The organism is Stenotrophomonas sp. YJH_SMC_64 (assembly GCF_059371375.1).
Genome location: NZ_JCAFUN010000011.1, coordinates 1 through 23,733, shown reverse-complemented (window position 1 = coordinate 23,733; position 23,733 = coordinate 1). Strand labels below are relative to the sequence as shown.

At 66.6% G+C, this 23,733-nt stretch carries 21 protein-coding genes; 15 read left to right on the top strand and 6 right to left on the bottom strand.

Annotated features, from left to right (window positions below; all coding sequences use genetic code 11):
* The first annotated feature begins 80 nt into the window (after window positions 1–80).
* From AC5P9L_RS13015 to galU, 6 genes are all read left to right on the top strand, one after another.
* Window positions 81–386 (top strand): integration host factor subunit beta, encoded by a 306-nt coding sequence (locus AC5P9L_RS13015; RefSeq protein WP_049397760.1) that lies wholly within the window; start codon window positions 81–83, stop codon window positions 384–386.
* Between the two features lie 75 nt (window positions 387–461).
* Window positions 462–746: a lipopolysaccharide assembly protein LapA domain-containing protein gene (locus tag AC5P9L_RS13010; RefSeq protein ID WP_005409287.1), complete on the top strand. Its 285-nt coding sequence runs from the start codon at window positions 462–464 to the stop codon at window positions 744–746.
* A 6-nt stretch (window positions 747–752) separates the two neighbouring features.
* Entirely contained in the window at window positions 753–1,931 is a 1,179-nt protein-coding gene (gene lapB / locus AC5P9L_RS13005) for a lipopolysaccharide assembly protein LapB (RefSeq protein WP_005409288.1), read from the top strand.
* A 3-nt stretch (window positions 1,932–1,934) separates the two neighbouring features.
* Window positions 1,935–2,924: an MraY family glycosyltransferase gene (locus AC5P9L_RS13000; protein WP_049397758.1), complete on the top strand. Its 990-nt coding sequence runs from the start codon at window positions 1,935–1,937 to the stop codon at window positions 2,922–2,924.
* 3 nt (window positions 2,925–2,927) lie between these two features.
* On the top strand, window positions 2,928–4,841 hold the full coding sequence (locus tag AC5P9L_RS12995; protein WP_005413043.1) for a polysaccharide biosynthesis protein: 1,914 nt from the start codon (window positions 2,928–2,930) through the stop codon (window positions 4,839–4,841).
* Window positions 4,838–5,716, top strand: coding sequence for a UTP--glucose-1-phosphate uridylyltransferase GalU (gene galU, locus AC5P9L_RS12990; protein ID WP_005409291.1), 879 nt, complete (start codon window positions 4,838–4,840; stop codon window positions 5,714–5,716). Before AC5P9L_RS12995 ends, galU begins: the two co-directional genes overlap by 4 nt.
* Window positions 5,717–6,354: 638 nt before the next feature.
* Here the strand turns inward: galU and AC5P9L_RS12985 are convergent.
* The 3 genes from AC5P9L_RS12985 to AC5P9L_RS12975 all read right to left on the bottom strand — a co-directional run bounded on the left by AC5P9L_RS12985 (window position 6,355) and on the right by AC5P9L_RS12975 (window position 10,727).
* Window positions 6,355–7,563: an acetyl-CoA C-acyltransferase gene (locus AC5P9L_RS12985; protein WP_005409292.1), complete on the bottom strand. Its 1,209-nt coding sequence runs from the start codon at window positions 7,561–7,563 to the stop codon at window positions 6,355–6,357.
* 99 nt (window positions 7,564–7,662) lie between these two features.
* A complete protein-coding gene (locus AC5P9L_RS12980; RefSeq protein ID WP_010484579.1) occupies window positions 7,663–10,035 on the bottom strand; it encodes a 3-hydroxyacyl-CoA dehydrogenase/enoyl-CoA hydratase family protein in 2,373 nt (790 codons plus the stop codon).
* 26 nt (window positions 10,036–10,061) lie between these two features.
* Window positions 10,062–10,727, bottom strand: a complete 666-nt coding sequence (locus AC5P9L_RS12975; protein ID WP_005413120.1) for a TetR/AcrR family transcriptional regulator — start codon at window positions 10,725–10,727, stop codon at window positions 10,062–10,064.
* 313 nt (window positions 10,728–11,040) lie between these two features.
* Between AC5P9L_RS12975 and ndk the strand changes: the two genes are divergently transcribed.
* From ndk to der, 7 genes are all read left to right on the top strand, one after another.
* A complete protein-coding gene (ndk, locus tag AC5P9L_RS12970) occupies window positions 11,041–11,466 on the top strand; it encodes a nucleoside-diphosphate kinase (protein WP_005409295.1) in 426 nt (141 codons plus the stop codon).
* Between the two features lie 10 nt (window positions 11,467–11,476).
* The gene (gene rlmN, locus AC5P9L_RS12965) at window positions 11,477–12,682 is read left to right on the top strand and encodes a dual-specificity RNA methyltransferase RlmN (protein ID WP_005409296.1); all 1,206 of its coding nucleotides are present in this window, start codon (window positions 11,477–11,479) and stop codon (window positions 12,680–12,682) included.
* The gene (locus AC5P9L_RS12960; protein ID WP_005409297.1) at window positions 12,669–13,454 is read left to right on the top strand and encodes a tetratricopeptide repeat protein; all 786 of its coding nucleotides are present in this window, start codon (window positions 12,669–12,671) and stop codon (window positions 13,452–13,454) included. The genes rlmN and AC5P9L_RS12960 overlap by 14 nt, the downstream gene beginning before the upstream one ends.
* 18 nt (window positions 13,455–13,472) lie before the next feature.
* On the top strand, window positions 13,473–14,345 hold the full coding sequence (locus tag AC5P9L_RS12955) for a RodZ domain-containing protein (RefSeq protein WP_099524645.1): 873 nt from the start codon (window positions 13,473–13,475) through the stop codon (window positions 14,343–14,345).
* 65 nt (window positions 14,346–14,410) lie between these two features.
* Window positions 14,411–15,049 carry a YfgM family protein gene (locus AC5P9L_RS12950; RefSeq protein ID WP_005409299.1) on the top strand — a complete coding sequence of 213 codons (639 nt, stop codon included), beginning with the start codon at window positions 14,411–14,413 and terminating at the stop codon, window positions 15,047–15,049.
* Complete coding sequence (gene bamB / locus AC5P9L_RS12945; RefSeq protein WP_005409300.1) at window positions 15,049–16,257, top strand: outer membrane protein assembly factor BamB; 1,209 nt, start codon at window positions 15,049–15,051, stop codon at window positions 16,255–16,257. The genes AC5P9L_RS12950 and bamB overlap by 1 nt, the downstream gene beginning before the upstream one ends.
* Window positions 16,258–16,274: 17 nt before the next feature.
* The gene (gene der / locus AC5P9L_RS12940; RefSeq protein WP_012479950.1) at window positions 16,275–17,672 is read left to right on the top strand and encodes a ribosome biogenesis GTPase Der; all 1,398 of its coding nucleotides are present in this window, start codon (window positions 16,275–16,277) and stop codon (window positions 17,670–17,672) included.
* 138 nt (window positions 17,673–17,810) lie between these two features.
* On the opposite strand, the gene AC5P9L_RS12935 is transcribed toward der, so the two are convergent.
* From AC5P9L_RS12935 to AC5P9L_RS12925, 3 genes are all read right to left on the bottom strand, one after another.
* Complete coding sequence (locus AC5P9L_RS12935; protein ID WP_495230636.1) at window positions 17,811–18,404, bottom strand: lysine transporter LysE; 594 nt, start codon at window positions 18,402–18,404, stop codon at window positions 17,811–17,813.
* Window positions 18,405–18,498: 94 nt separating this feature from the next.
* Window positions 18,499–19,134, bottom strand: a complete 636-nt coding sequence (locus AC5P9L_RS12930; protein WP_049397574.1) for a LysE family translocator — start codon at window positions 19,132–19,134, stop codon at window positions 18,499–18,501.
* A 74-nt stretch (window positions 19,135–19,208) separates the two neighbouring features.
* Entirely contained in the window at window positions 19,209–20,024 is an 816-nt protein-coding gene (locus AC5P9L_RS12925) for a helix-turn-helix domain-containing protein (protein WP_049407049.1), read from the bottom strand.
* Between the two features lie 88 nt (window positions 20,025–20,112).
* Between AC5P9L_RS12925 and moeB the strand changes: the two genes are divergently transcribed.
* Window positions 20,113–21,249, top strand: coding sequence for a molybdopterin-synthase adenylyltransferase MoeB (gene moeB / locus AC5P9L_RS12920; protein WP_164173210.1), 1,137 nt, complete (start codon window positions 20,113–20,115; stop codon window positions 21,247–21,249).
* Window positions 21,250–21,498: 249 nt separating this feature from the next.
* Window positions 21,499–23,331, top strand: a complete 1,833-nt coding sequence (locus AC5P9L_RS12915; protein WP_005413113.1) for a monovalent cation:proton antiporter-2 (CPA2) family protein — start codon at window positions 21,499–21,501, stop codon at window positions 23,329–23,331.
* Window positions 23,332–23,733 lie beyond the last annotated feature (402 nt).

The window sequence follows — 23,733 nt, the reverse complement described above, 5'->3', positions numbered from 1 at the left end:
ACGCTGTTTGTTGTTTCCTGGACGGCCCGGGCTTCTGCCCGGGCCGTTTCAGGCTGAGATGCCCCTGATGTGAGCCGGTGATGACCAAATCCGAACTGATCGAAATCCTTGCGCGCCGCCAGGCGCACCTGAAGGCCGATGATGTCGATCTGGCGGTGAAGTCGTTGCTGGAAATGATGGGCGGATCGCTGTCCGCCGGGGATCGCATCGAAATCCGTGGTTTTGGCAGCTTCTCGCTGCACTATCGTCCGCCGCGCCTGGGTCGCAACCCGAAGACCGGCCAATCGGTTGCCCTGCCGGGCAAGCACGTCCCCCATTTCAAGCCGGGCAAGGAACTGCGCGAGCGGGTCAGCAGTGTGCTGCCGCTGGACGCCGATCCGGCCTGAGCCCCGTCGCGCCACCGCGTGCGAATCCAGCCGCGGGTCGGATAAGCTACGGACTCCTGCCACTGGAGCTGTCGCATGAAGGTCTTTCGTCTGCTGGTCCTGCTGGCGGTCCTGATCCTTGGGCTGATCATTGGTGCGGTCAACATGACCGCGATGTCGATCAACCTGCTTTTCACTCAATTGCACACCTCGGTGGGCGTGGCGCTGATCGCTGCACTGCTGGTGGGTGTCGTGGTCGGTGCCGGCCTGGTACTGGTGAGCGTGGTCATTCCGCTCTACAGCCAGCTGCGCCGTGCCAACAAGTCCGTGGCGGCAACGCCGGCCGCGGGTGTTTCCCCCCAATCTTTTGATGGACGCTGATCGAAGATGGATTTCGTCACCGAGTGGCTTTGGTTTTTCCTGTTCGTTCCGCTGGCCGCACTGGCCGGGTGGGTGATCGGCCGGCGCGGTGGCCAGCGCCACGGTGACAACCAGGTCAGCCGCCTGTCCAGCACCTACTTCCGTGGCCTGAACTACCTGCTCAACGAGCAGCCGGACAAGGCCATCGAACTGTTCCTGCACATCGCCGAGCTGGACAAGGAAACCTTCGAGACCCAGGTCGCGCTGGGCCACCTGTTCCGCCGCCGCGGTGAAGTCGACCGCGCCATCCGCCTGCACCAGGGGCTGGTCAACCGCCACGACCTGAGCGACGCGCAGCGCGTGCAGGCCCTGCTGGCGCTGGGCGAGGACTATATGAAGTCCGGCCTGCTGGACCGTGCAGAGACCGTGTTCACCGAACTGGCGCAGCTGGACCAGCGCGCCCCGCAGGCGCTCAAGCACCTGATCGGCATCTACCAGGCTGAGCGTGACTGGGAAAAGGCGATCGACAACGCCACCCGCTTCGAAGACGTCACCGGCGAGCCGATGGGCAAGCTGATCGGGCAGTTCGAGTGCGAACTGGCCGAACGTTTCCGCGGCGCCGGCAAGCTGGAAGAGGCGAGGGCAGCGATTGCCCGGGCCTACCAGGCCGATGCGATGTCGGTGCGTGCCGGCATCATTGAGGGTCGCCTGGAAACCGATGCCGGCAATCCGGAAGCGGCCGTGCGCGCCTTCGAGCGCGCCGCGCGCAACGATCCGGAGTACCTGCCGGAGCTGCTGCCGGCGCTGATGCAGAACTATCGCAAGGTGGGCGATCTGGCAGGCGCACGTGCGTTCCTGTCGGAAATGACCGAGCACTACCGTGGCATCGCCCCGGTGCTGGCCCTGACCCGGCTGATGGAAGAGCAGGAGGGCGTGGCTCCGGCCCGAGCCTACCTTGGCCGCCAGCTCAAGGATCGTCCGTCGGTGCGTGGCGAATCGGCGCTGATCGACCTGACCCTGGCCGAGGGCGCCGATTCGACGGCGACCCTGCATGACCTCAAGCACATCACCGACCAGCTGCTGGTGCGCAATCCCGCTTACCGCTGCACCCGTTGCGGGTTCGGTGCACGCACCCACCACTGGCAGTGCCCGAGCTGCAAGGAGTGGGGCACGGTCAAGCCACTGCTGAACTACGCGGTGCTCTGATCCATGCCGTGGCTCGTGATGGGCGCGCTGCTGGGGCTGGCCCTGCTGAGTGCGGGGTTGACCTGGGCGGCACGGGGTTATGCCCTGCGCCAGCAACTGCTGGACCAGCCCGGCGAGCGTCGCAGCCATAGCGTGGCAACGCCGCGCGGTGGTGGCATCGCCATCGTCATCAGCCTGCTTGTCACCGCCGGTGCAGCGATGTGGGTCTGGCCTGAATCGACACCGAGCCTGCTGGTGGCCAGCCTGGGCCTGGTGCTGGTGGCGGGCATCGGCTGGTGGGACGACCACCGGCCGTTGCCGGCCATGCGCCGCCTGCTGGTGCACTTCATTGCCGCCGCGCTGCTGGCCGCCCTGGTCAAGGTGCATGGTGGAAGCTGGTTGCTGGCCGGGCTGGTGCTGGTATTCACCGCCTCGTTGATCAACATCTGGAACTTCATGGATGGCATCAACGGTATTGCCGCCAGCCAGGCCATTGTTGTTGCGCTGGGCCTGGCGCCGGTGCTGCCCTGGCCGTATTCGCTGGCCGCGGTGGCGCTGGGCCTGGCCTGCCTGGGCTTCCTGCCGTTCAATTTCCCACGGGCCCGGATCTTCATGGGTGATGTCGGAAGTGGCGCGCTGGGCTATGCAGTCGCCGTCGTCCTCGCGATCGCTGCGGTGCGTACCGATATCAACTGGATCCTGCTGCTGGTGCCGGCTTCGGCGTTCCTCGTGGACGCGGGCTTCACACTGGCGGCGCGCATCATCTCAGGACAACGCTGGATGGAACCCCATACCCAGCACGTCTACCAGCGGGCGGTGCAGGCAGGAGCCAGCCACGCCCAGGTGACAGGGATGTACTTTGCTTTGGGCCTGTTCAGTATTACAGTGCTTAATGTCTGCTCCAATTTGCAGCCGAGGTGGGAGGCTGTCCTGGCGGTCGCGTGGTTTCTCGCGCTGAGCGTCCTCTGGATCCTCCTGCGCAATGGATTGCGTCACCGACAAGGAAATACCTGACTTATGGCTTCACCCTGGCGGGACAGAATCCTCGGCCTGATGCCGCGTTCGGCCATCGTCTGCCACGACCTGTTCATGGTCTGGGCATGCTGGCAGCTGCTCCACGCCGGGCGGTACTCGATCCTCCCCAACGCGCCCTCGCTTCCGCTCTGGAATGTCGACACCACCCTGGTGCTGCTGCTGCAGGGCCTGGTGTTCTGGCGCGTGGGCCTGTATCGCGGGCTGTGGCGTTTCGCCAGCGTCAGCGACCTGCTGAACATCTTCAAGGCCAGCTTCATCGGCCTGGTCGGCATCGTGCTGGTGCTGATGTGGAAGCGTTTCGACGGCGTGCCGATGTCGGTGCTGGTGATCTATCCGTTCGCGCTGTCGGCGCTGCTGGGCGCGCCGCGCCTGCTGTACCGGGCCTGGAAGGATTACCAGGCACTGCAGTCGGATTCGAGCGCGCGCCGCGTGCTGATCCTCGGTGCGGGGCAAGCCGCCGAGACGCTGGTCCGCGATCTGCGCCGCTCCGGCAACTTCGAACCGGTCGGCCTGCTGGACGACGCACCGCACCTGCGCGGCGCCAAGCTGCAGGGCCTGCCGATCCTGGGCAGCCTCGATGATGCCCCGGCGGTGGTCCGCGAGACTGCGGCCAAGTTGCTGGTGATCGCCATGCCCTCGCTGGATGCCGCAGGCATGCAGCGGGTGGTCGCCATCTGCGAAAGCACCGGCGTGCCGTTCCGCACCGTGCCCAAGCTGAGCGACATCCTGCAGGGGCAGTCGCTGCCCGGCCAACTGAAGGAAGTGGCGATCGAGGATCTGCTCGGCCGCAAGCCGATCACCCCGGACTGGAACCTGATCCGGGGCTGGTTGGGCGGTCGCACCGTGATGGTGACCGGTGCCGGTGGCTCGATCGGCTCGGAGCTGTGCCGCCAGTGCGCGCGCCACGGTGCCGGCCGCATCATCCTGCTGGAGATCAGCGAACTGCTGCTGCTGACCATCGAGGGTGAGCTGCGTCGCAGCTTCCCCGATATCGAGATCGAAGCGGTGCTGGGCGACTGTGGCGATCCTGCGGTGATCCGCCATGCGCTGTCGCTGCATCCGGTCGACACCGCGTTTCATGCCGCAGCGTACAAGCATGTACCGGTGCTGGAACGGCAGCTGCGCGAAGCTGTGCGCAACAACATCCTGGCGACCGAGAACGTGGCCCGCGCCTGCCTGGAAGCGCGCGTCGAGCATTTCGTGTTCATCTCCACCGACAAGGCGGTCGATCCGGTCAACGCGCTGGGTGCCAGCAAGCGCTATGCCGAGATGATCTGCCAGAGCCTGGACCAGAAGTCCACGCACACCCGTTTCGTTACCGTGCGCTTCGGCAACGTGCTGGCCTCGGCCGGCAGCGTGGTGCCGCTGTTCCGCGAGCAGATCCTGCGCGGTGGTCCGGTCACGGTCACCGATCCGGAAGTCACCCGCTACTTCATGACCATCCCCGAGGCCTGCCAGTTGATCCTGCAGGCCGCAGCCTCGGCCTCGCACGGTGCGATCTACACGCTCGACATGGGCGAGCCGGTGCCGATCCGGCTGCTGGCCGAGCAGATGATCCGTCTGGCGGGCAAGCAGCCGTACAAGGATGTGCAGATCATCTATACCGGCCTGCGTCCGGGTGAGAAGCTGCACGAGACGCTGTTCTATTCGGACGAGGACTACCGCGCAACCGCGCATCCGAAGGTCCTTGAGGCCGGCGTGCGCATGTTCTCGCGCGATCTGGTGCTGGGCAACGTCCCGCGCCTGCGCGAGGCGGTGTGCAGCTACGACACCGAAACCATCAAGGAAGTCCTGTTCGCGACGATGCCCGAGTTCTCGCCAATCGAACAGGATGCTTACATTTCATCCGCTAAAGTCGTGCCCTTTCCCGCACGCGAGGCCAACAGGCACCAATGAGCAAGCGAATTCGCAAAGCAGTTTTCCCCGTAGCGGGTTTGGGGACGCGTTTTTTGCCAGCAACCAAGACCGTGCCGAAGGAGATGCTGCCGATCATTGACCGGCCGCTGATCCAGTACGCCGTGGATGAAGCAATCGAGGCCGGCTGTGACACGCTGGTGTTCATCACCAACCGCTACAAGCACGCGGTCGCCGACTACTTCGACAAGGCCTACGAGCTGGAGCAGAAGCTCGAGCGCGCCGGCAAGCAGGAGCAGCTGGAGCTGATCCGTCACGTGCTGCCCAATGGCGTGCGCGCGATCTTCGTGACCCAGGCCGAGGCGCTGGGCCTGGGCCATGCGGTGCTGTGTGCCAAGGCCGTGATCGGTGACGAGCCGTTCGCGGTACTGCTGCCGGACGACCTGATCTGGAACCGCGGCGACAGCGCGCTGAAGCAGATGGCCGATCTCAACGAAGCCAGTGGCGCCAGCGTCATTGCCGTTGAAGATGTGCCGCACGACAAGACCGCCAGTTACGGCATCGTCGCGACCGAGGCCTTCGATGGCCGCAAGGGCCGTATTTCGCAGATCGTGGAGAAGCCGAAGCCGGAGGACGCGCCGAGCGACCTGGCCGTGGTCGGCCGCTACGTGCTGAGTCCGAAGATCTTCGAGCTGCTGGAGCAGACCGGCAGCGGTGCCGGCGGCGAGATCCAGCTGACCGATGCGATCGCGCAGCTGCTGAAGACCGAAGAGGTGGATGCCTACCGTTTCGAGGGCACTCGTTTCGACTGCGGTACGCACCTGGGGCTGGTGGAAGCGACGATCCGCTTCGCGCTGGACAACCCGAAGCTGGCAGGGCCGGCGCGGGAGAAGCTGACGGCGATGTTGGCGGAATAAGGTTTATCAAGCGCTCCGTTCGCGGCGCCTTGATTGATACGTGGTGGGCGGTACGGGTGGGCCTTTGCAGGACACGCCGTAAACCCATCCATGGGGGCTCGATGGCGCCATCCATGGCGCCAACGGTCCTGCAAAGGCCCACCCGTCCCGCCTGCCAAGTTTCCTGCGGGCGCGGACGGGAAGGGCGGAATCAAGGGCGGGAGCACAAGCAAAAAAAGGCAGCCTATGGCTGCCTTTTTTGATTGTTGGGGTCAGATCCCTTTGCGCAGCAAAGGGCTCTGACCCCAGCTTTTGACCTTGCTTTTGCTAAACCCTCCGCCGCGCGGAATGTTGGGTGGCGCGGGTGGGTGAGGCTGACCGGGACTGTCAGCGGCATGGGCCAGGCGCATGCGCCTGGCGGGTTGGGCAGGGCGCCCAACCCCGGCCTTGCTGCGTGCGCAGGATTGCGCACGCTAGCAAGCCGCTGCCAAGCCCCCATGGGTGAGGGCGCTTTGCTTGCGAAGCACTGCTTCGCAAGCGCCCGAACGCACAGCCGCCAGCGGCTGGGCCGGTCTGGGGGTTCACGGCGTGTCCCGGGCAGCCTCACCCCACCCGGGCCCCACAGCCAACCGACACTCCAGCCGGCAACGCCTTGATCCTTACAGCGCCTCGAAAATACCCGCCGCGCCCATGCCGGTGCCGATGCACATCGTCACCATGCCGTACTTCTGCTGGCGACGACGCAGGCCGTGCAGCAGGGTGGCGGTACGGATCGCGCCGGTCGCACCCAGCGGGTGGCCCAGGGCAATCGCGCCACCCAGCGGGTTGACCTTGCTCGGGTCCAGGCCGCAATCGCGGATCACCGCCAGCGACTGCGCGGCGAACGCTTCGTTCAGTTCAATCCAATCCAGCTGGTCCTGGGTCAGGCCGGCCTGCTTCAGTGCCTTCGGGATCGCGGCGATCGGGCCGATGCCCATCACTTCCGGGCGCACGCCGGCCACCGAGAAGCTGACGAAACGGGCCAGCGGGGTCAGGCCGTAGTCCTTGATCGCCTGTTCCGAGGCCAGCAGCACGGCACCGGCGCCGTCGCTCATCTGCGACGAGTTACCGGCGGTGACGGTGCCGCCGAACTGGCCGTTGCGGAACACCGGGCGCAGCTTGGCCAGGCCTTCAGCCGAGGAATCCGGGCGCGGGCCTTCGTCGGTGTCGGCGATCTTGTTGCGGGTGATGATGCGCTGGCCATCGGCCAGGTCCGGCAGGTGCGAGACGATCTCGTACGGGCTGATCTCGTCCTTGAACTCGCCGTTCTGGATCGCGGCCATGGCCTTCTGGTGCGAGGCGAGGGCGAAGGCGTCCTGGTCTTCGCGCGAGACCTTCCACTCTTCGGCCACCTTCTCGGCAGTGATGCCCATGCCGTAGGCGATGGCCACGTGGTCGTTGTCGAACACGCTCGGCGCCATGGCGATCTTGTTGCCCATCATCGGCACCATCGACATCGACTCGGTGCCACCGGCCAGCATCAGGTCGGCGTTGCCCAGGCGGATCGCGTCGGCGGCCTGCGCCACGGCCTGCAGGCCGGAGGAGCAGAAGCGGTTCACGGTCTGTGCGGCGATGGTGTTGGGCAGGCCGGCCAGCAGCACGCCGATGCGCGCCACGTTCATGCCCTGCTCGGCTTCCGGCATGGCGCAGCCGATGATCGCGTCATCGATGCGGTTGACGTCCACGCCCGGGGCCTGGGCGACGACGCTGCGCAGCACGTGCGCAAGCATGTCGTCGGGGCGGGTGTTGCGGAACATGCCCTTGGGCGCCTTGCCGACCGGGGTGCGGGTGGCGGCGACGATGTAGGCGTCCTGGATTTGCTTGGTCATTGCAGTGATCTCTCGAATTTTTTAGCCGGGGTGCCGACCAACGGTCGGCACCCACCAGAGGCAGAGGAGTGCCAACCAGGGGTCGGCACCCGCCATCAATCAGTTACGCAGCGGCTTGCCGGTCTTCAGCATGTGCGCGATGCGGGCCTGGGTCTTTTCCTGCTGGGCCAGTTCGACGAAGTGCTTGCGCTCCAGGGTCAGCAGCCACTCTTCGTCCACCAGGGTGCCGCGGTCGACCTTGCCACCGCACAGCACGGTGGCGATGCGTTCGGCGATCTCGTAGTCGTACGGGCTGATGAAACGGCCTTCCAGCATGTTGACCAGCATCATCTTGAAGGTGGCGATGCCCACGTCACCGGCCACCTGGATGCGGCGTGCCGGCAGCGGCGGACGGTAGCCCGCTTCGGCCAGTGCACGGGCTTCGGCCTTGGCGATGTGCAGGGCCTCGTAGCTGTTGAACACCACCTTGTCGGTACTGCGCAGCAGGCCCAGTTCCTTGGCGTTGACCGCCGAGTTGGACACCTTGGCCATCGCCACGGTCTCGAAGGTCTTCTTCAGTTCGGCGAACACGTCACCGCCCGGGCCTGCGGCCTGCGAGGCACGCACGGCCAGTTCCTTCAGGCCGCCACCGGCCGGCAGCAGGCCGACACCGGCCTCGACCAGGCCGATGTAGCTTTCCAGGAAGGCCACGGTCTTGGCGCTGTGCATCTGGAACTCGCAGCCGCCGCCCAGGGCCAGGCCACGCACCGCTGCCACCACCGGCACCAGCGAGTACTTGATGCGCTGGCTGGTGCGCTGGAAGTTGGCGACCATTTCCTCGAACTGGTCGACCTTGCCGGCCTGCAGCAGGCCCAGTGCACCGGCCAGGTCGGCACCGGCGGAGAAGGGTTCCTTCTGCTGCCAGATCACCAGGCCCTGGAAGTCCTTCTCGGCGCGGCTCACGCATTCCTGCAGGCCGTCCAGCACCTGGTCGGACACGGTGTTCATCTTGGTCTTGAAGCTGACCACGGCGATGCCATCACCGTCGTGCCACATGCGCAGGCCGTCGTTCTCGAACACGGTCTCGCCCGGCGCGAACTTCTCGCCCAGCAGCGGATCCGGGAAGCGCTGGCGCTGGTACACCGGCAGCGACGAGCGCGGCAGCTTGGCGTTGCGCGACGGGCTGTAGCTGCCCTCGGCGGCATGCACGCCGTCGCGGCCATCGAAGACCCAATCCGGCAGCGGGGCATTGCTCATGCTCTTGCCGGCGACGATGTCATCGGCGATCCACTGCGCCACCTGCTTCCAGCCGGCGGCCTGCCAGGTTTCGAACGGGCCCAGCGACCAGCCGTAGCCCCAGCGGATGGCCAGGTCGACATCACGCGCGGTCTCGGCAATGTCGGCCAGGTGGTAGGCGCTGTAGTGGAACAGGTCGCGGAAGGTCGCCCACAGGAACTGCGCCTGCGGATGCTGGCTCTCGCGCAGCTTGGCGAACTTCTCGGCCGGGTTCTTGATCTTCAGGATCTCGACCACTTCCGGTGCGGCAGTGCGGTCGGCCGGGCGGTAGTCCTGCTTCTCCAGGTCCAGCACGACGATGTCCTTGCCGACCTTGCGGAAGATGCCGGCGCCGGTCTTCTGGCCCAACGCGCCCTTGGAAATCAGCGCGTCCAGCCACTTCGGCGACTTGAAGAACTCATGCCACGGGTCATTCGGCAGGGTGTCGCCCATGGTCTTGATGACGTGGGCCATGGTGTCCAGGCCGACCACGTCGGAGGTGCGGTAGGTGGCCGACTTCGGGCGGCCGACCAGCGGGCCGGTCAGGCCGTCCACTTCATCGAAGCCCAGGCCGAACTGCTGGGTGTGGTGGATGGTGGACAGGATCGAGAACACGCCGATGCGGTTGCCGATGAAGTTCGGGGTGTCCTTGGCGTACACCACACCCTTGCCCAGGGTGGTGACCAGGAATGCTTCCAGTCCTTCCAGCACGGCGGCATCGGTGGTGGTGGCCGGGATCAGCTCGGCCAGGTGCATGTAGCGCGGCGGGTTGAAGAAGTGCACGCCGCAGAAGCGGTGGCGCAGCTGTTCGGGCAGCACGTCGGCCAGCTTGTTGATGCCCAGGCCCGAGGTGTTGGAGGCCAGCACCGCGTGGTCGGCCACGAACGGGGCGATCTTCTTGTACAGGTCCTGCTTCCAGTCCATGCGCTCGGCGATGGCCTCGATGATCAGGTCGCAGTCCTTCAGCTGCTCCAGGCCGGACTCGTAGTTGGCCGGGGTGATGGCTTCGGCCAGCGACTTGCTGGCCAGCGGCGCCGGGCTCAGCTTGCCCAGGTTGGCGATCGCCTTCAGCACGATGCCGTCGGCCGGACCTTCCTTGGCAGGCAGGTCGAACAGCACGGTGTCGACGCCAGCGTTGGTGAGGTGGGCGGCGATCTGGGCACCCATGACGCCGGCACCCAGCACGGCGGCGCGGCGGACTAGCAGGGAATTGGACATGGTGTAGGGCCTTTGTTGGTCAGCAGTTACTGGGTGGAATCAAGGGAAGCGGGCAGGGCGCTGGCGCGTGCGGCGGCGCGGAACCCGGCTTCGGCGAAATGGATCAGTTCGTGGGCGGCATGGGCACGATGCGCCGCTTCGGTGACACCGGCGGGACGCTTGATCAGCCCGAAGTCGGCCATCGCATAGGTCAGCGAGCCGGCCAGGAAGTCGAGGCGCCAGTACAGCTCCTCCTTGCTCAGGTCCGGCACGCATTCGCCGATGGCCTTGCCGAACGCACGCAGCACGTGGCCGTAGTGGTCTGACAGGAACTTGCGCAGGTTGTCGTTCTTCTCGGCGTAGGCGCGGGCGATCACGCGCACGAAGGCGCCGCCGTTCTGGCGGTCCTGGGCCAGCGCCAGGGCCGGCTCGACGAAGGCAGCCAGCACCGGGCGCAGTTCACCCGGGTGCTCGGCGCGGGCGCGCTCGAGCTGCGACAGGCGGGCACCGGTCATCTCGTCCATGCGGCGGCGGAACACCTCGTTGACCAGGTTTTCCTTGGAGCCGAAGTGGTAGTTGACCGCGGCGATGTTGACGTCGGCCTGGCTGGTCACCTGGCGCAGCGAGGTGCCGGCGAAGCCGTGCTGGGCGAACAGCTCCTCGGCCGCGCCGAGGATCCGGTCCTTGGTCGAGAAGTGGGCGGGCTTGGCCATCGGTGGGCGGACCTTAATCAAACGATTGTTTGATACTAGGACCAGACGGTACCGTATGGCATTTTGCAGTGCAGCAAAATCGGCCGACCCGGTCAGATTTCACTCAGGTCGGTGAATGGGGTAGTGCCGGCCGCTGGCCGGCAGCTCCTAGGTTGAATGGTGCCCAATGCCGGCCAGCGGCCGGCACTACCATGCCGCCGCTTTATCTTTTACAATTCGCCTACGTTTATCAGGCTAAGCCCGCGTCCCGACGCGGGTTTTTTTCATGTTACCCTTCGGGCCATCAGCGGCCCGATTCCATTGGAGACATCCCATGGCGCTGGAGCGCACCCTTTCGATCATCAAGCCGGACGCCGTTGCCAAGAACGTCATCGGCGAAATCTACGCCCGCTTCGAGAAGGCCGGCCTGAAGGTCGTGGCCGCCAAGTACAAGCAGCTGTCGCGTCGTGAAGCCGAAGGCTTCTACGCCGTGCACCGCGAGCGTCCGTTCTTCAACGCGCTGGTCGAGTTCATGATCTCCGGCCCGGTGATGATCCAGGCCCTGGAAGGCGAGAACGCCGTCCTGGCCCACCGCGACCTGCTGGGCGCCACCAACCCGAAGGAAGCCGCGCCGGGCACCATCCGCGCCGACTTCGCCGAATCCATCGATGCCAACGCCGCCCACGGCTCGGACTCGGTCGAGAATGCCGCGATTGAAATCGCCTACTTCTTCGCCGCCACCGAAGTCGTTTCGCGCTGAGAGTAATGCCGTGAACGAGGTCGTACAGTCCCCCGCCATCCAGCCGCTGCCGAAGTCGGCACCCACGGCTGGCAAGCAGAACCTGCTCGACCTCGATCGCGCGGGCCTGGAGAAGTTCTTCGTCGAGGTTCTCGGCGAAAAGAAGTTCCGTGCCCATCAGGTGATGAAGTGGATCCACCATCGCTACGTCACCGACTTCGATGAAATGACCGACCTCGGCAAGGTCCTGCGCGCCAAGCTGCAGGCCCATGCCGAGGTGCTGGTTCCCAACATCGTGTTCGACAAGCCCTCCGCCGACGGCACCCACAAGTGGCTGCTGGCGATGGGCGTGGATGGCAAGAACGCCATCGAGACCGTGTACATCCCGGACAAGACCCGCGGCACGCTGTGCGTGTCCTCGCAGGTCGGTTGCGGCCTGAACTGCACGTTCTGCTCCACTGCTACCCAGGGCTTCAACCGCAACCTGACCACCGCCGAGATCATCGGCCAGGTGTGGGTTGCCGCGCGCCACCTGGGCAACGTCCCGCACCAGATGCGCCGCCTCACCAACGTGGTGATGATGGGCATGGGCGAGCCGCTGATGAATTTCGACAACGTCGTGCGCGCCATGAGCGTGATGCGCGACGACCTTGGCTACGGCCTGGCCAACAAGCGCGTGACCCTGTCGACCTCCGGCCTGGTGCCGCAGATCGACCGCCTGTCTGCCGAAAGCGACGTGTCGCTGGCGGTGTCGCTGCATGCGCCGAACGACGCGCTGCGCGAGACCCTGGTGCCGCTCAACAAGAAGTACCCGATCGCCGAGCTGATGGCCTCGTGCGCACGCTACCTGCGCGCCAACAAGCGCCGCGAATCGGTCACCTTCGAATACACCCTGATGAAGGGCATCAACGACAAGCCCGAGCATGCCCGCGAGCTGGCCCGCCTGATGCGCCAGTTCGACAACGCGGTGCAGGCCAAGGATTCGGGCAAGGTCAACCTGATCCCCTTCAACCCGTTCCCGGGTACCCGCTACGAGCGTTCGGAAGAGGCGCACATCCGCGCCTTCCAGAAGATCCTGCTCGACAGCAACGTGCTGACCATGGTCCGGCGTACCCGTGGCGACGACATCGACGCCGCCTGTGGCCAGCTCAAGGGCCAGGTGATGGACCGCACCCGCCGCCAGGCGGAGTTCAACAAGACGCTGCAGGCGGGGAAGGGGAGCGATGCCGCGGCCTGACCGCCTCTGGCTGGTTCTGCTCGCAGGCACGCTGGCCCTCGCGGTCGGCGGCTGCAAATCCCATCCCAAGGCCAAGCTTGGCCCGAGCGAGGCGCCGGTCTACTCCGTCCGTGATCCGGAAGGGGTGCGGCAGCAGGTGCGCTGGCAGGAGTTGCTGACCCTGGCCGGCCGCGACATCCAGGGCGGCAATCTCGATGCTGCCGAGCGCAAGGCGCGCGAAGCCCAGAAGCTGGTGCCGACGGCCCCCGACGGCCTGGTCCTGCTTGCGGGCATCGACGAGCGTCGCGGCCGCAGCCAGCAGGCCGGCGAGAACTTCCGAAAGGCTGCCGAGCTGGCGCCGCAACGTGGCGACGTGCTCAACAACTATGGTGCCTGGCTGTGCCAGCAGGGCCAGGCGGCCGAATCGCTGGTGTGGTTCGATCGTGCCCAGCGGGCGCCGGGCAATCCCGCCGTCGCCGAAGCGCAGTCCAATGCCGGCAGCTGTGCGCTGGATGCAGGCCAGTTCGAGCGTGCCGAGCGCGACCTGCGCGCGGCGCTGTCGGCGCTGCCGGGAAACCCGGTCGCGCTGGAGGCCATGGCCCAGCTCAGCTTCCGCCAGGGTCGCTACATGGAGGCCCGGGCCTTCGCCGAACGTAGGATTGCGGCTGCACCCGCAACGCGTTCCGTGTTACAACTTGCGTCTCAAATCGAAGCGCGGCTGGGTGATCGGGCGGCATCTGACCGCTATCTTCAGCGCATTCGACAGGAATTTCCGCAGGAAGCGGGCTCCTAACTCCAGGGTTGATGCATTGTGATTGATGACCAGACTGTGAGCGCTCTCGAGACTGCGGCCGGCTGCGGCACCCGCCTGCGCCAGGCCCGTGAAGCGGCCGGACTGACCCTTGAGGATGTCGGCTCGCGCCTGCGCATGCCGGTCCAGGTGGTCAGGTCGCTGGAGGAAGAGCAGTGGCAGAAGCTGGGCGCGCCCGTCTTCGTGCGCGGCCAGTTGCGCAGCTACGCGCGCCTGCTCGACGTCGATGTGAGCCAGCTGCTGGAGCAGGCCCAGGTGGGTCCTGTCGTGCCGCCCACCCTGGTCAGCCATACCCATACCCCGCGTGCGCGCCGCATTGCCGAGAATCTCGGCCGGCGCGTGCTGTACGTCGGCATCACCGCCGTGCTGGCCGTGCCGGTGTGGTTCGCCACCCGTGGCCATTTCGATGGCAGCGCCACGCCGTCGCCGAACACGGCCTCGCTGGACGCGATCCCGGCCGCTGTGCCGGTGGCCCCGTCCGCTGCGGGTGTCGAGCCGGCAGCCCCGGCTGAAGTCGCGAGTGCCCCGGCCAGCAAGCCGGCCGCAACCCCGTATGTCGCTTCGCTGTCCCCGGTGCCGCGTTCGGCACCCGCTGCGCCCGCAGCCGCCAATACGCTGGAGATGCAGTTCAACGGCGACAGCTGGGTCGATATCGGTGGTCCGGACGGCGCCACGGTCGAAAAGGCGCTGATCAAGTCCGGCGAGAGCCGCAGCTTCACGCCGGGCCAGGTGACCCGGGTGACCCTGGGCAACGCCTCGGCGGTCCAGGTTCAGCAGAACGGCGCTATCGTCGATCTGACCCCCTACCAGCGAGCCAACGTGGCACGCTTTCAGGTATCCTCTGAAGGCTCCGTAGTCCCGGTTTCGCACTGAGGCGCGGTTTCACCACCTTCGATTAAACCCAATGGTCCCTCCCGATGGGCGGGGCGAGAGTACGCATGGCGATCGACGATCTGCTCGACGAGCACGAACAAAGTGAACGCGTCCGCAGCTGGCTGCGGAAGAATGGCGCCAGCATCCTCGGTGGCGTAGCCATCGCGATCGGTGCCATTGCCGGCTGGCAGTGGTACCAGAAGGATCAGGGCGGCAAGCTGGCCTCGGCCAACGTGGAATACCAGAAGGCCCTGGTCGGTCTTCAGCAGAACAAGCTCGACGACGCTGCCAAGGCAGTGAAGGCGCTCGAAGCGGGCCCGTCCAGCATCTATGGCGACCTCGCGGCGCTGCAGCTGGCCAAGGCCCAGGTCGACGCCGGCAAGAACGAAGAAGCGCTGGCCACCCTGCGCGCCGTGAAGGTCGAAAGCGACCTGCAGCGCGTGGTCGACCAGCGTGTGGCCCGCCTGCTGGTGGCCACCGGCAAGAGCGACGAGGCGATCAAGCTGCTGGGCAGCGCCACCGACAGCAGCAGCCTGGAAATCCATGGCGATGCGCTGATGGCGCAGGGCAAGCGCGATGACGCCCGCGCACAGTACGAGAAGGCGCTGAAGTCGCTGGACGTGGCAGCGCCGCAGCGGCGCCTGCTGGAAACCAAGGTTATGGATGCCGGCGGCACGGTCGCCGCCCCTGCGGAGTCGGTTTGATGAGTCAGAAGGTCATGATCACCCGCGTCGCCACCGTGCTCCTGATGGGCATGGCCCTGACCGGCTGCAGCACCATGAAGGGCTGGTTCGCCGGCAAGGACGCGGCAGCGAAGAAGGCCCAGGAGCCGGCTGAGCTGGTCAAGTTCGAGCCGAGCGTCAAGGTCAACAAGGCCTGGTCAGTCAACCTCGGCAAGGGCGAGCGCCGCATCGGCGTGCGCCAGGGCCCGGCCGTTGCCAATGGCCACGTGTTCGCTGCGGCGATCACTGGCGGCGTGCACGCCATCGACCTGCAGACCGGCAAGAAGGTCTGGACCTGGGAGCCGCAGAAGGAAAAGAAGAAGCCGAAGCTGCGCCTGTCCGGCGGCCCGGGTGTCGGTGAGAACCTGGTCGTGATCGGCACGCTCGATGGCCAGGTCATCGCCCTGGACATCAATGACGGCAGCGAGAAGTGGCGCGCCCGTGTTCCGGGTGAGGTCATTGCCGCGCCGGCCGTGGCCCAGGGCCTGGTGTTCGTGCGCAGCAACGACGGCCGCGTCACCGCGTTCGATGCCGGCAACGGCACGCAGAAGTGGTTCAACCCGAGCGAACTGCCGGCGCTGACCGTGCGCGGCAACGCGCCGGTGGTCACCGGTCCGGGCGTGTTGTTCATCGGCAAGGACGAAGGCGCGGTTGCCGCGCTGGCCATGCAGGATGGGCGTACCCTGTGGGAACAGAACCTTGGCAACGGCGAAGGCCGTACCGAACTGGACCGCATGGCCGATGTCGACGGTGCTCCGGTGCTGGAGGGCAACACCCTCTTCGTGAGCAGCTTCAAGAACCAGACCATGGCCATCGAAGGCCCGACCGGTCGCCCGCTGTGGGCGCGCGACCATGGCGGTGCAGGTGGCGTGGCGGTGTCGTCGGGCAATGTGTTCGTCACCGACAACAAGGGTGGCGTGTTCGGCCTGGACAAGGCGACCGGCGCTGCCATGTGGTCGCAGACCGAGCTGGCGCGTCGTTCGCTGACCGGCCCGGCGCTGCACGGTGATTACGTGGTCGTCGGCGACTACAAGGGATACGTGCACTGGTTGAAGACCTCCGATGGTGCGATGGCGGCACGGGCGAAGAGCGGCGGTGACGCCCTGCTGGCCCAGCCGGTCGTCGTCGACGGGGTGCTGCTGGTGCAGAACGTGGATGGCAAGCTGACCGCCTTCCGGTTGGCAAATTAAAAATTGGAGTAATCGCGATGCTGCCTTTGGTCGCCCTGGTTGGACGGCCGAATGTCGGCAAGTCGACTATTTTCAATGCGCTTACGCGCACCCGCGACGCGCTGGTCCATGACCAGCCTGGCGTCACCCGTGACCGCAACTACGGCGTCTGCCGCCTCGACGAGGACAACCATTTCCTCGTCGTGGATACCGGCGGTATTGCCGGGGAAGACGAAGGCCTGGCGGGTGCCACCACGCGCCAGGCCCGGGCTGCGGCGGCCGAAGCCGATCTGATCCTGTTCGTCGTCGACGCCCGCGAGGGCACCTCGGCGCTGGACGACGAGATCCTGGCCTGGCTGCGCAAGCTGTCGCGCCCGACGCTGCTGCTGATCAACAAGATCGACGGCACCGACGAGGACAGCGTGCGTTCGGAATTCGCCCGTTACGGCTTCGGCGAGATGCTGACCGTTTCGGCCGCGCATCGCCAGGGCCTGGACGACCTGCTGGACGAAGTGATCCAGCGCCTGCCGGAAGAAGGCAGCGGCGAAGAACTGGACAACGATCCGAACCGTATCCGCATCGCCTTCGTCGGACGTCCGAACGTGGGCAAGTCGACCCTGGTCAACCGCATCCTCGGCGAGGAGCGCATGATCGCCTCCGACGTGCCGGGCACCACCCGCGACTCGATCGCGGTGGACCTGGAGCGCGACGGCCGTGAGTACCGCCTGATCGACACCGCCGGCCTGCGCCGCCGTTCGCGCGTGGACGAGGTCGTCGAGAAGTTCTCGGTGGTCAAGACCATGCAGTCGATCGAGCAGTGCCAGGTCGCCGTGCTGATGCTGGACGCCACCGAAGGCGTGACCGACCAGGACGCCACCGTGCTCGGTGCCGTGCTCGACGCCGGCCGCGCGCTGGTGATCGCCATCAACAAGTGGGATGGCCTGACCGAGTACCAGCGCGAACAGGCTGAAACCATGCTGTCGCTGAAGCTGGGCTTCGTGCCGTGGGCCGAATCGGTGCGCATTTCGGCCAAGCACGGCTCGGGCCTGCGCGAGCTGTTCCGTGCGGTGCACCGCGCGCACGAATCGGCGAACAAGACCTTCACCACCAGCGAAGTGAACAAGGCGCTGGAAGTGGCGTACGAGACCAATCCGCCGCCGACCATCCGCGGCCACGTCTCCAAGCTGCGCTACGTGCACCCGGCCGGCGCAAACCCGCCGACCTTCATCGTGCACGGTACGCGCCTGAAGGAACTGCAGGAGTCGTACAAGCGCTACCTGGAGAACTTCTTCCGCAAGCGCTTCAAGCTGATCGGTACGCCGGTGAGCTTCATCTTCCGCGAGGGCACCAACCCGTACGAGGGCAAGAAGAACGTCCTCACCGAGCGGCAGGTCAAGGCCAAGCGGCGCTTGATGAAGCACGTCAAGGGCAAGTGATTCACGGGAAGGCGGCCGCAGGGCCGCCTTTCTTGTCTGTGGTAGTGCCGGCCGCTGGCCGGCAACCCGATGATGCCTGGCGTGTTCACGAGGTTGCCGGCCAGCGGCCGGTACTACCCCTACGTCTACAGTCCTCGATCATGGCGAACTGTTGCGACGAGCGCGGCAATGCGGCAATGCGCATGGGGCGCTGCGGGGCGCGGCCATCATCGATTCGGGCAGCTGCGCCTGCCCCGTGAGGCTTGCCCAGACCAGGGTGGTACCCAGTACCCCTGCCAGGTACGCCACCGACACCGCGCCGATCACCAGGCCCGCAGCATGCTCCAGCCACGGAAGCAATCGGCAACACCGCTGTGCCCAGCGCGGATGGCTGCCGAGCCACGCGATCAGCAGGCCGAGCGACAGCGCGACGGCGCCCAGGCAGGCCACGTAAGCGGCCTTTGTATCCATGTCGGCAACGAGGCCGCTGACCAGGGCTGCAACCGCGAACTGCAGCGTCCAGTTGTTGATGCTGGCGAGCGCCAACAGGCATCCAGCCTCGGCGTGCGGCCAACGGGAGCGGGCCTTCAGGCCCCGGGGCATCTGCAGGGAAAGCGGAGAGAGGGAGGTCAGCCCGGCGTCGCGCAGGCACATGCCCGCCAGGCGCAGCAGCAGCAGGCAGCCCGCGCACTGCATCGCCAGCGTCCACAGGCCGCGGTTTCCCAGCATGCCCGCCGCAACGAACTGCTGCACGAAAACCTGCCACCAAACTACAGAAAGTGCCGAGTGTGGGCTGCGCTGGACGCGCCGTATTGAACGCTATTGCGACAGGCGCGAATTACCGGCATCAGCCCAGCCACAGCGACACGGCGATCCATAGCGCCAGCGCAATCATCAGGAGCCCTGCGGCCCGTTCCAGCCAGGGCAGGGCACGCGCGAATCGACCCAGCACCCACGGGTGGCCAACCAGCGCGGCAACCAGCAGATCCCATAGCAGGACGATGCCGAACATCCACGCGCCATAGAAGAACTTCGTTGCGGCGCTGGGCTGCGGACCGTTGAGCATTGCCGCCAGCGTTGCGTAGAACAGCGCATTCTTCGGGTTCAGCAGCGCAGACAGGGCACCCAGCGCTGCCGCCCTCCACCATCCCTGGGCCCCACCCGCTGGCGATCCGGCGGCAGCTTCAGGTGCCTGCAACGTCGTCGAACCCGCATGGCGCAGGAACAGCGTGCCGAGGTACAGCAGGAACCCGCAGCCCGCCAACTGCACCGCAATGAACCCTGCGCTGCCTGGGCGCAGCATGGCCGTTCCGGTGAAAGCGGCCACGATGAAGACGCCATTGCCGACGGCGATGCCTGCGCAGGCACCACTGGCGGTGCGCCAGCCCGAGGTGATCGCGGTGCGTGCAACGAGGAAGAAGTCGGGGCCGGGTGAGAGCAGGGCGAGAAAATGTACGGTGGCGATGACCAGGAACTGTTCCATCGGGTCCGGCGGCGGCTGGCTGGGGCGCCAGTCTGCGGATGCCCCGCGCGATGGTATTGAACGTTATTGCAGGCTCAGCGCCGGTATTGGCCCGGGGTCGCACCGGCGTGGGCCTTGAAGACCCGCTGGAAATGGCTCTGGTCGGCAAAACCCAGCGCATGCGCGACCACGGCCAGTGCCTGCCCTTCGCACAGCCGCCGGCGGGCCTCCTGGATGCGCTGGTCGATCTGCCAGGCGTGCGGGGTCAGGCCCGTGGCCCGTCGGAAGGCGCGGATCAGCTGGTAGCGGCTCATGCCTGCCAGCGATGCCAGCTCCTGCAGGGCCGGGGTGTGTTCGAGCCGCTGGCGCAGGACGTCCATCACCGGCTGCAAGCGCTGCTGTAACGCGGCATCTTCAACCGGGCCGGCGACGGCAACACCATCGTGTTCATCCAGATCGCCGACGAACGCGATCAGGGCCGCTTCCTTGACGCTGACCGGATCGTCGGAGAACAGCGTCTCGTTGAGCTGGCAGTACTGCTGGTAGCGCGGGCGATGGTTGGAAATCCGAATCGGTTCCTGCTGCCAGTCGGGTTCGGGCAGGTCGTCATACTCGGCGCGGACCTCGGCCATCCAGCGCGGGTCCAGATGCAGCATCTGGTAGCTCCAGACCTGGCCGGGCAGGGGGTTGCAGGCGTGCACGCGGCCTGCGGGCACGCCGACCAGACTGCCGGGCTGCAGCAGGCGCGGTCCTTCCGTGGCGCCGGTGAACAGGCTGCTGCCGGCGTCGACAGCGCCGATCGAGAAGGTGTCATGGCTGTGCGGGCGATGGCAGGCGCGGCTGTCGCATGCCCGTCGGCTTTCGACGAAGGGCATGCGCGGGTCACGCCAGAATTCGGTGGCAGAGCGCATGCAGCGGTTCCGGGATGCAGGGGCAACGCCCGCATGGTGCCATGTTCGGGACAGGGCGCGCCGAGGATGTCTGCGCGATAATGCCGCCATGAGCATCCAAGAGCTTTCCCCCGCGCAGGCACGCGAGCGCCTGGCCCATGGCGCGGTGCTGATCGATGTGCGCGAGGCGCACGAGCGGGCCGGCGGGATGGCCGAGGGCGCGCGCGGCGTGGCCAAGGGCGAGCTGCAGGCCGACCCGGCCGCACACCTGCCGCGGCACGACCAGGAGATCCTGCTGATCTGCCAGAGCGGCAAGCGCTCGGCCGACGCCGCGCAGTTCCTGCTGCAGGCCGGCTACACAAACGTCGCTTCCGTGACGGGCGGCACCGTGGCCTGGCGCGAGCAGTCGCTGCCGCTGGTGCAGCCGCTGGCCAGCGCCGCCGACCGCGACTTCTACGACCGCTATTCGCGGCACCTGCTGCTGCCGCAGGTGGGCGAGGCCGGCCAGCGCCGGCTGCAGCAGTCGCGCGTGTTGGTGCTGGGCGCGGGTGGGCTGGGCGCACCGGCGGGGTTCTACCTGGCTGCCGCCGGGGTGGGGCACCTGCGCTTCGCCGACCACGATCGCGTGGAGCGCAGCAACCTGCACCGGCAGATCGTGCATACCGAAGCCAGCGTCGGCCAGCTCAAGGTCGATTCGGCGCGTGAGCGGCTGCTGGCGCTCAACCCCTCGATCGAGGTCGAGGCGGTGCCGGAGCGGGTCACCTCCGAGAACGTGGATGCATTGCTGGACGGCGTGGACGTGGTCCTGGACGGCTCGGACAACTTCCCGCTGCGCTACCTGCTCAACGACGCCTGCATCAAGCACGCGATACCGATGGTGTACGCCGCCATCGAGCGCTTCGATGGCCAGGTAAGCGTGTTTGACGCCGGCCGCCAGCGCGGCGTGGCGCCGTGCTACCGCTGCCTGTTCCCGGAGCCACCGCCGCCGGAGTTCGCGCCGAACTGTTCCGAGGCCGGTGTGCTGGGCGTGCTGCCGGGATTGGCTGGTGTGCTGCAGGCCACCGAAGTGCTGAAGCTGCTGCTGGGCATCGGCGAGCCGCTGGTCGGCCGCCTACTGCGCTTCGACGCGCTGGGCATGCGCTTCCGCGAGACCGGCATCCGGCCGGACCCGCACTGCCCGGTGTGCGCGCCGGACGTGCCATTCCCGGGGTATATCGATTACGCCGCGTTCTGCTGGGGTGGGTGAGGCTGGCCGGCGAATGCCTTGGTAGATGCCGACCTTGGTCGGCGTTTTCGTGCCAACCAAGGTTGGCACCTACCGAAGCGGGTGCATGGTGGCACCCACCGACGCGGATGCATGGTTTCGGGATGATGCTGGGGGTAGTTCCCTACATCGTTCCACCTCCAAGACAATCCGACGCAACATGCGTGCTATTGCCGTCATCGGCATTGCTCTATTGTTGAACCCGATTCTGGATCTTGGGGAACACACCGCATGGCGGTAGAAGCAGCGACCAGCGAGCTGGTCAAGGTCGTGGCCCTGTTGGGCGCGGCGGTGGTGATGGTGCCTTTGTTCCGCCGGGCCGGCCTGGGCTCGGTGCTGGGCTACTTCGCCGCTGGCCTGGCGATCGGACCGTTCGGGCTGGGCTGGTTCTCAGACCCGCAGGCGATCCTGCATACCGCCGAGCTCGGCGTGGTGATGTTCCTGTTCGTGATCGGCCTGGAAATGCGGCCCTCGCACCTGTGGAGCCTCCGCAAGGAAATCTTCGGGCTGGGCACGCTGCAGATCGTCACCTGTGCGCTGGTGCTGACCAGCATCGCCAAACTGTTCGGCCTGCCGTGGCAGGTGGCCTTCATCGGCGCCACCGGCTTCGTGCTCACCTCCACTGCGGTGGTGATGCAGCTGCTGGCCGAGCGCGGTGACATCGCGCTGCCGTCGGGGCAGAAGATCGTCTCCATCCTGCTGTTCGAAGACCTGCTGATCGTGCCGTTGCTGGCGCTGGTGGCCTGGATGGGCCCGAGCGCGGGCAGCGCCGATGGCGAGGGTTCGCGTTGGCTGTCGGTGGCGATCGGTGTGGGTGCCATCGTCGGCCTGGTGCTGGTCGGCCGCTTCCTGCTCAACCCACTGTTCCGCGTGCTGGCCGAGTCGAAGGCGCGCGAGGTGATGACCGCCGCCGCGCTGCTGGTGGTGCTGGGTGCGGCGCTGCTGATGCAGCTGTCCGGCCTGTCGATGGCGATGGGCGCGTTCCTGGCCGGCGTGCTGCTGAGCGAATCGACCTTCCGCCACCAGATCGAAGCGGATATCGAACCGTTCCGCGGCATCCTGCTGGGCCTGTTCTTCCTCAGCGTGGGCATGGCGCTGGACCTGGGCGTGGTGGCCGGCAACTGGCAGCTGATCCTCGGCCTGGTGCTGGCGCTGATGGCAGCCAAGGCGCTGTGCATCTACGTAGTCGCGCGCATCATGGGCAGCGACCACGCGCAGGCGCTGGATCGTGGCGTGCTGATGGCGCAGGGCGGCGAGTTCGCCTTCGTGCTGTTCTCTGCCGCCGCATCGGCCGGCGTGATCAACCTGGAGATCAATGCCAACTTCACCGCCGTGGTGGTGCTGTCGATGGCGCTGACCCCGCTGGTGGTGCTGGTCTACAAGCGCATCGCGCCGAAGCCGACGGTGAACATGGACGGCGTGGACGAGGCCGAGGGCCTGTCCGGCAGTGTGCTGCTGATCGGCTTCGGCCGCTTCGGCCAGGTCGCCAGCCAGTCGCTGCTGGCGCGCGACGTGGACGTGACCATCATCGACAACGATGTGGAGATGATCCAGAGCGCGGCGCGCTTCGGTTTCAAGATCTACTACGGCGACGGTACGCGACTGGACGTGCTGCATGCCTCGGGCGCGGCGACTGCACGTGCGATTGCGGTCTGCGTGGACAAGGCCGAGGCCGCCGACCGCATCGTTGAACTGGTGGCACACGAGTTCCCCCAGGCCAAGCTGATGGTGCGCTCGTTCGACCGCGAACATTCGCTGCGGCTGATCCATGCCGGTGTCGATTTCCAGATCCGCGAGACGTTTGAATCGGCAGTGCTGTTCGGTCAGGCCGCGCTGGTGGAGCTGGGTGCGGATGAAGACGATGCGGTGGAGATTGCCGAGCAGATCCGCCGCCGCGACGCCGAGCGCTTCGAACTGGAGATTGCCGGTGGTGGTCTGAATGCCGGCGCCAAGATGGTGTTTGGCAACTCCGGCCAGGGCGTACCGACGCCGACGCCGTTCACCGCGCCGAAGCGGGCAAGCAAGACGTTGAACCCGCAGGACGTGCCGGAAGAGGAAGAGTAAAGCCCGGTCGTGCCGGCCGCTGGCCGGCAGATACGGAATCGTTCCGACGTCATGAGGTTGCCGGCCAGCGGCCGGCACTACCGTGAGGGGAATTGCCGGAGCCGGCGGTTGGTAGTGCCGGCCGCTGGCCGGCAGATACGGAAACGTTCCGACGTCATGGGGTTGCCGGCCAGCGGCCGGCACTACCGTGTGGGGAATTGCCGAAGCCGGTGGTTGGTAGTGCCGGCCGCTGGCCGGCAGATACGGAAACGTTCCGACGTCATGGGGTTGCCGGCCAGCGGCCGGCACTACCCGGGTCGGGAATTGCCGAAGCCGGTGGTTGGTAGTGCCGGCCGCTGGCCGGCAGATACGGAAACGTTCCGACGTCGTGGGGTTGCCGGCCAGCGGCCGGCACTACCCGTG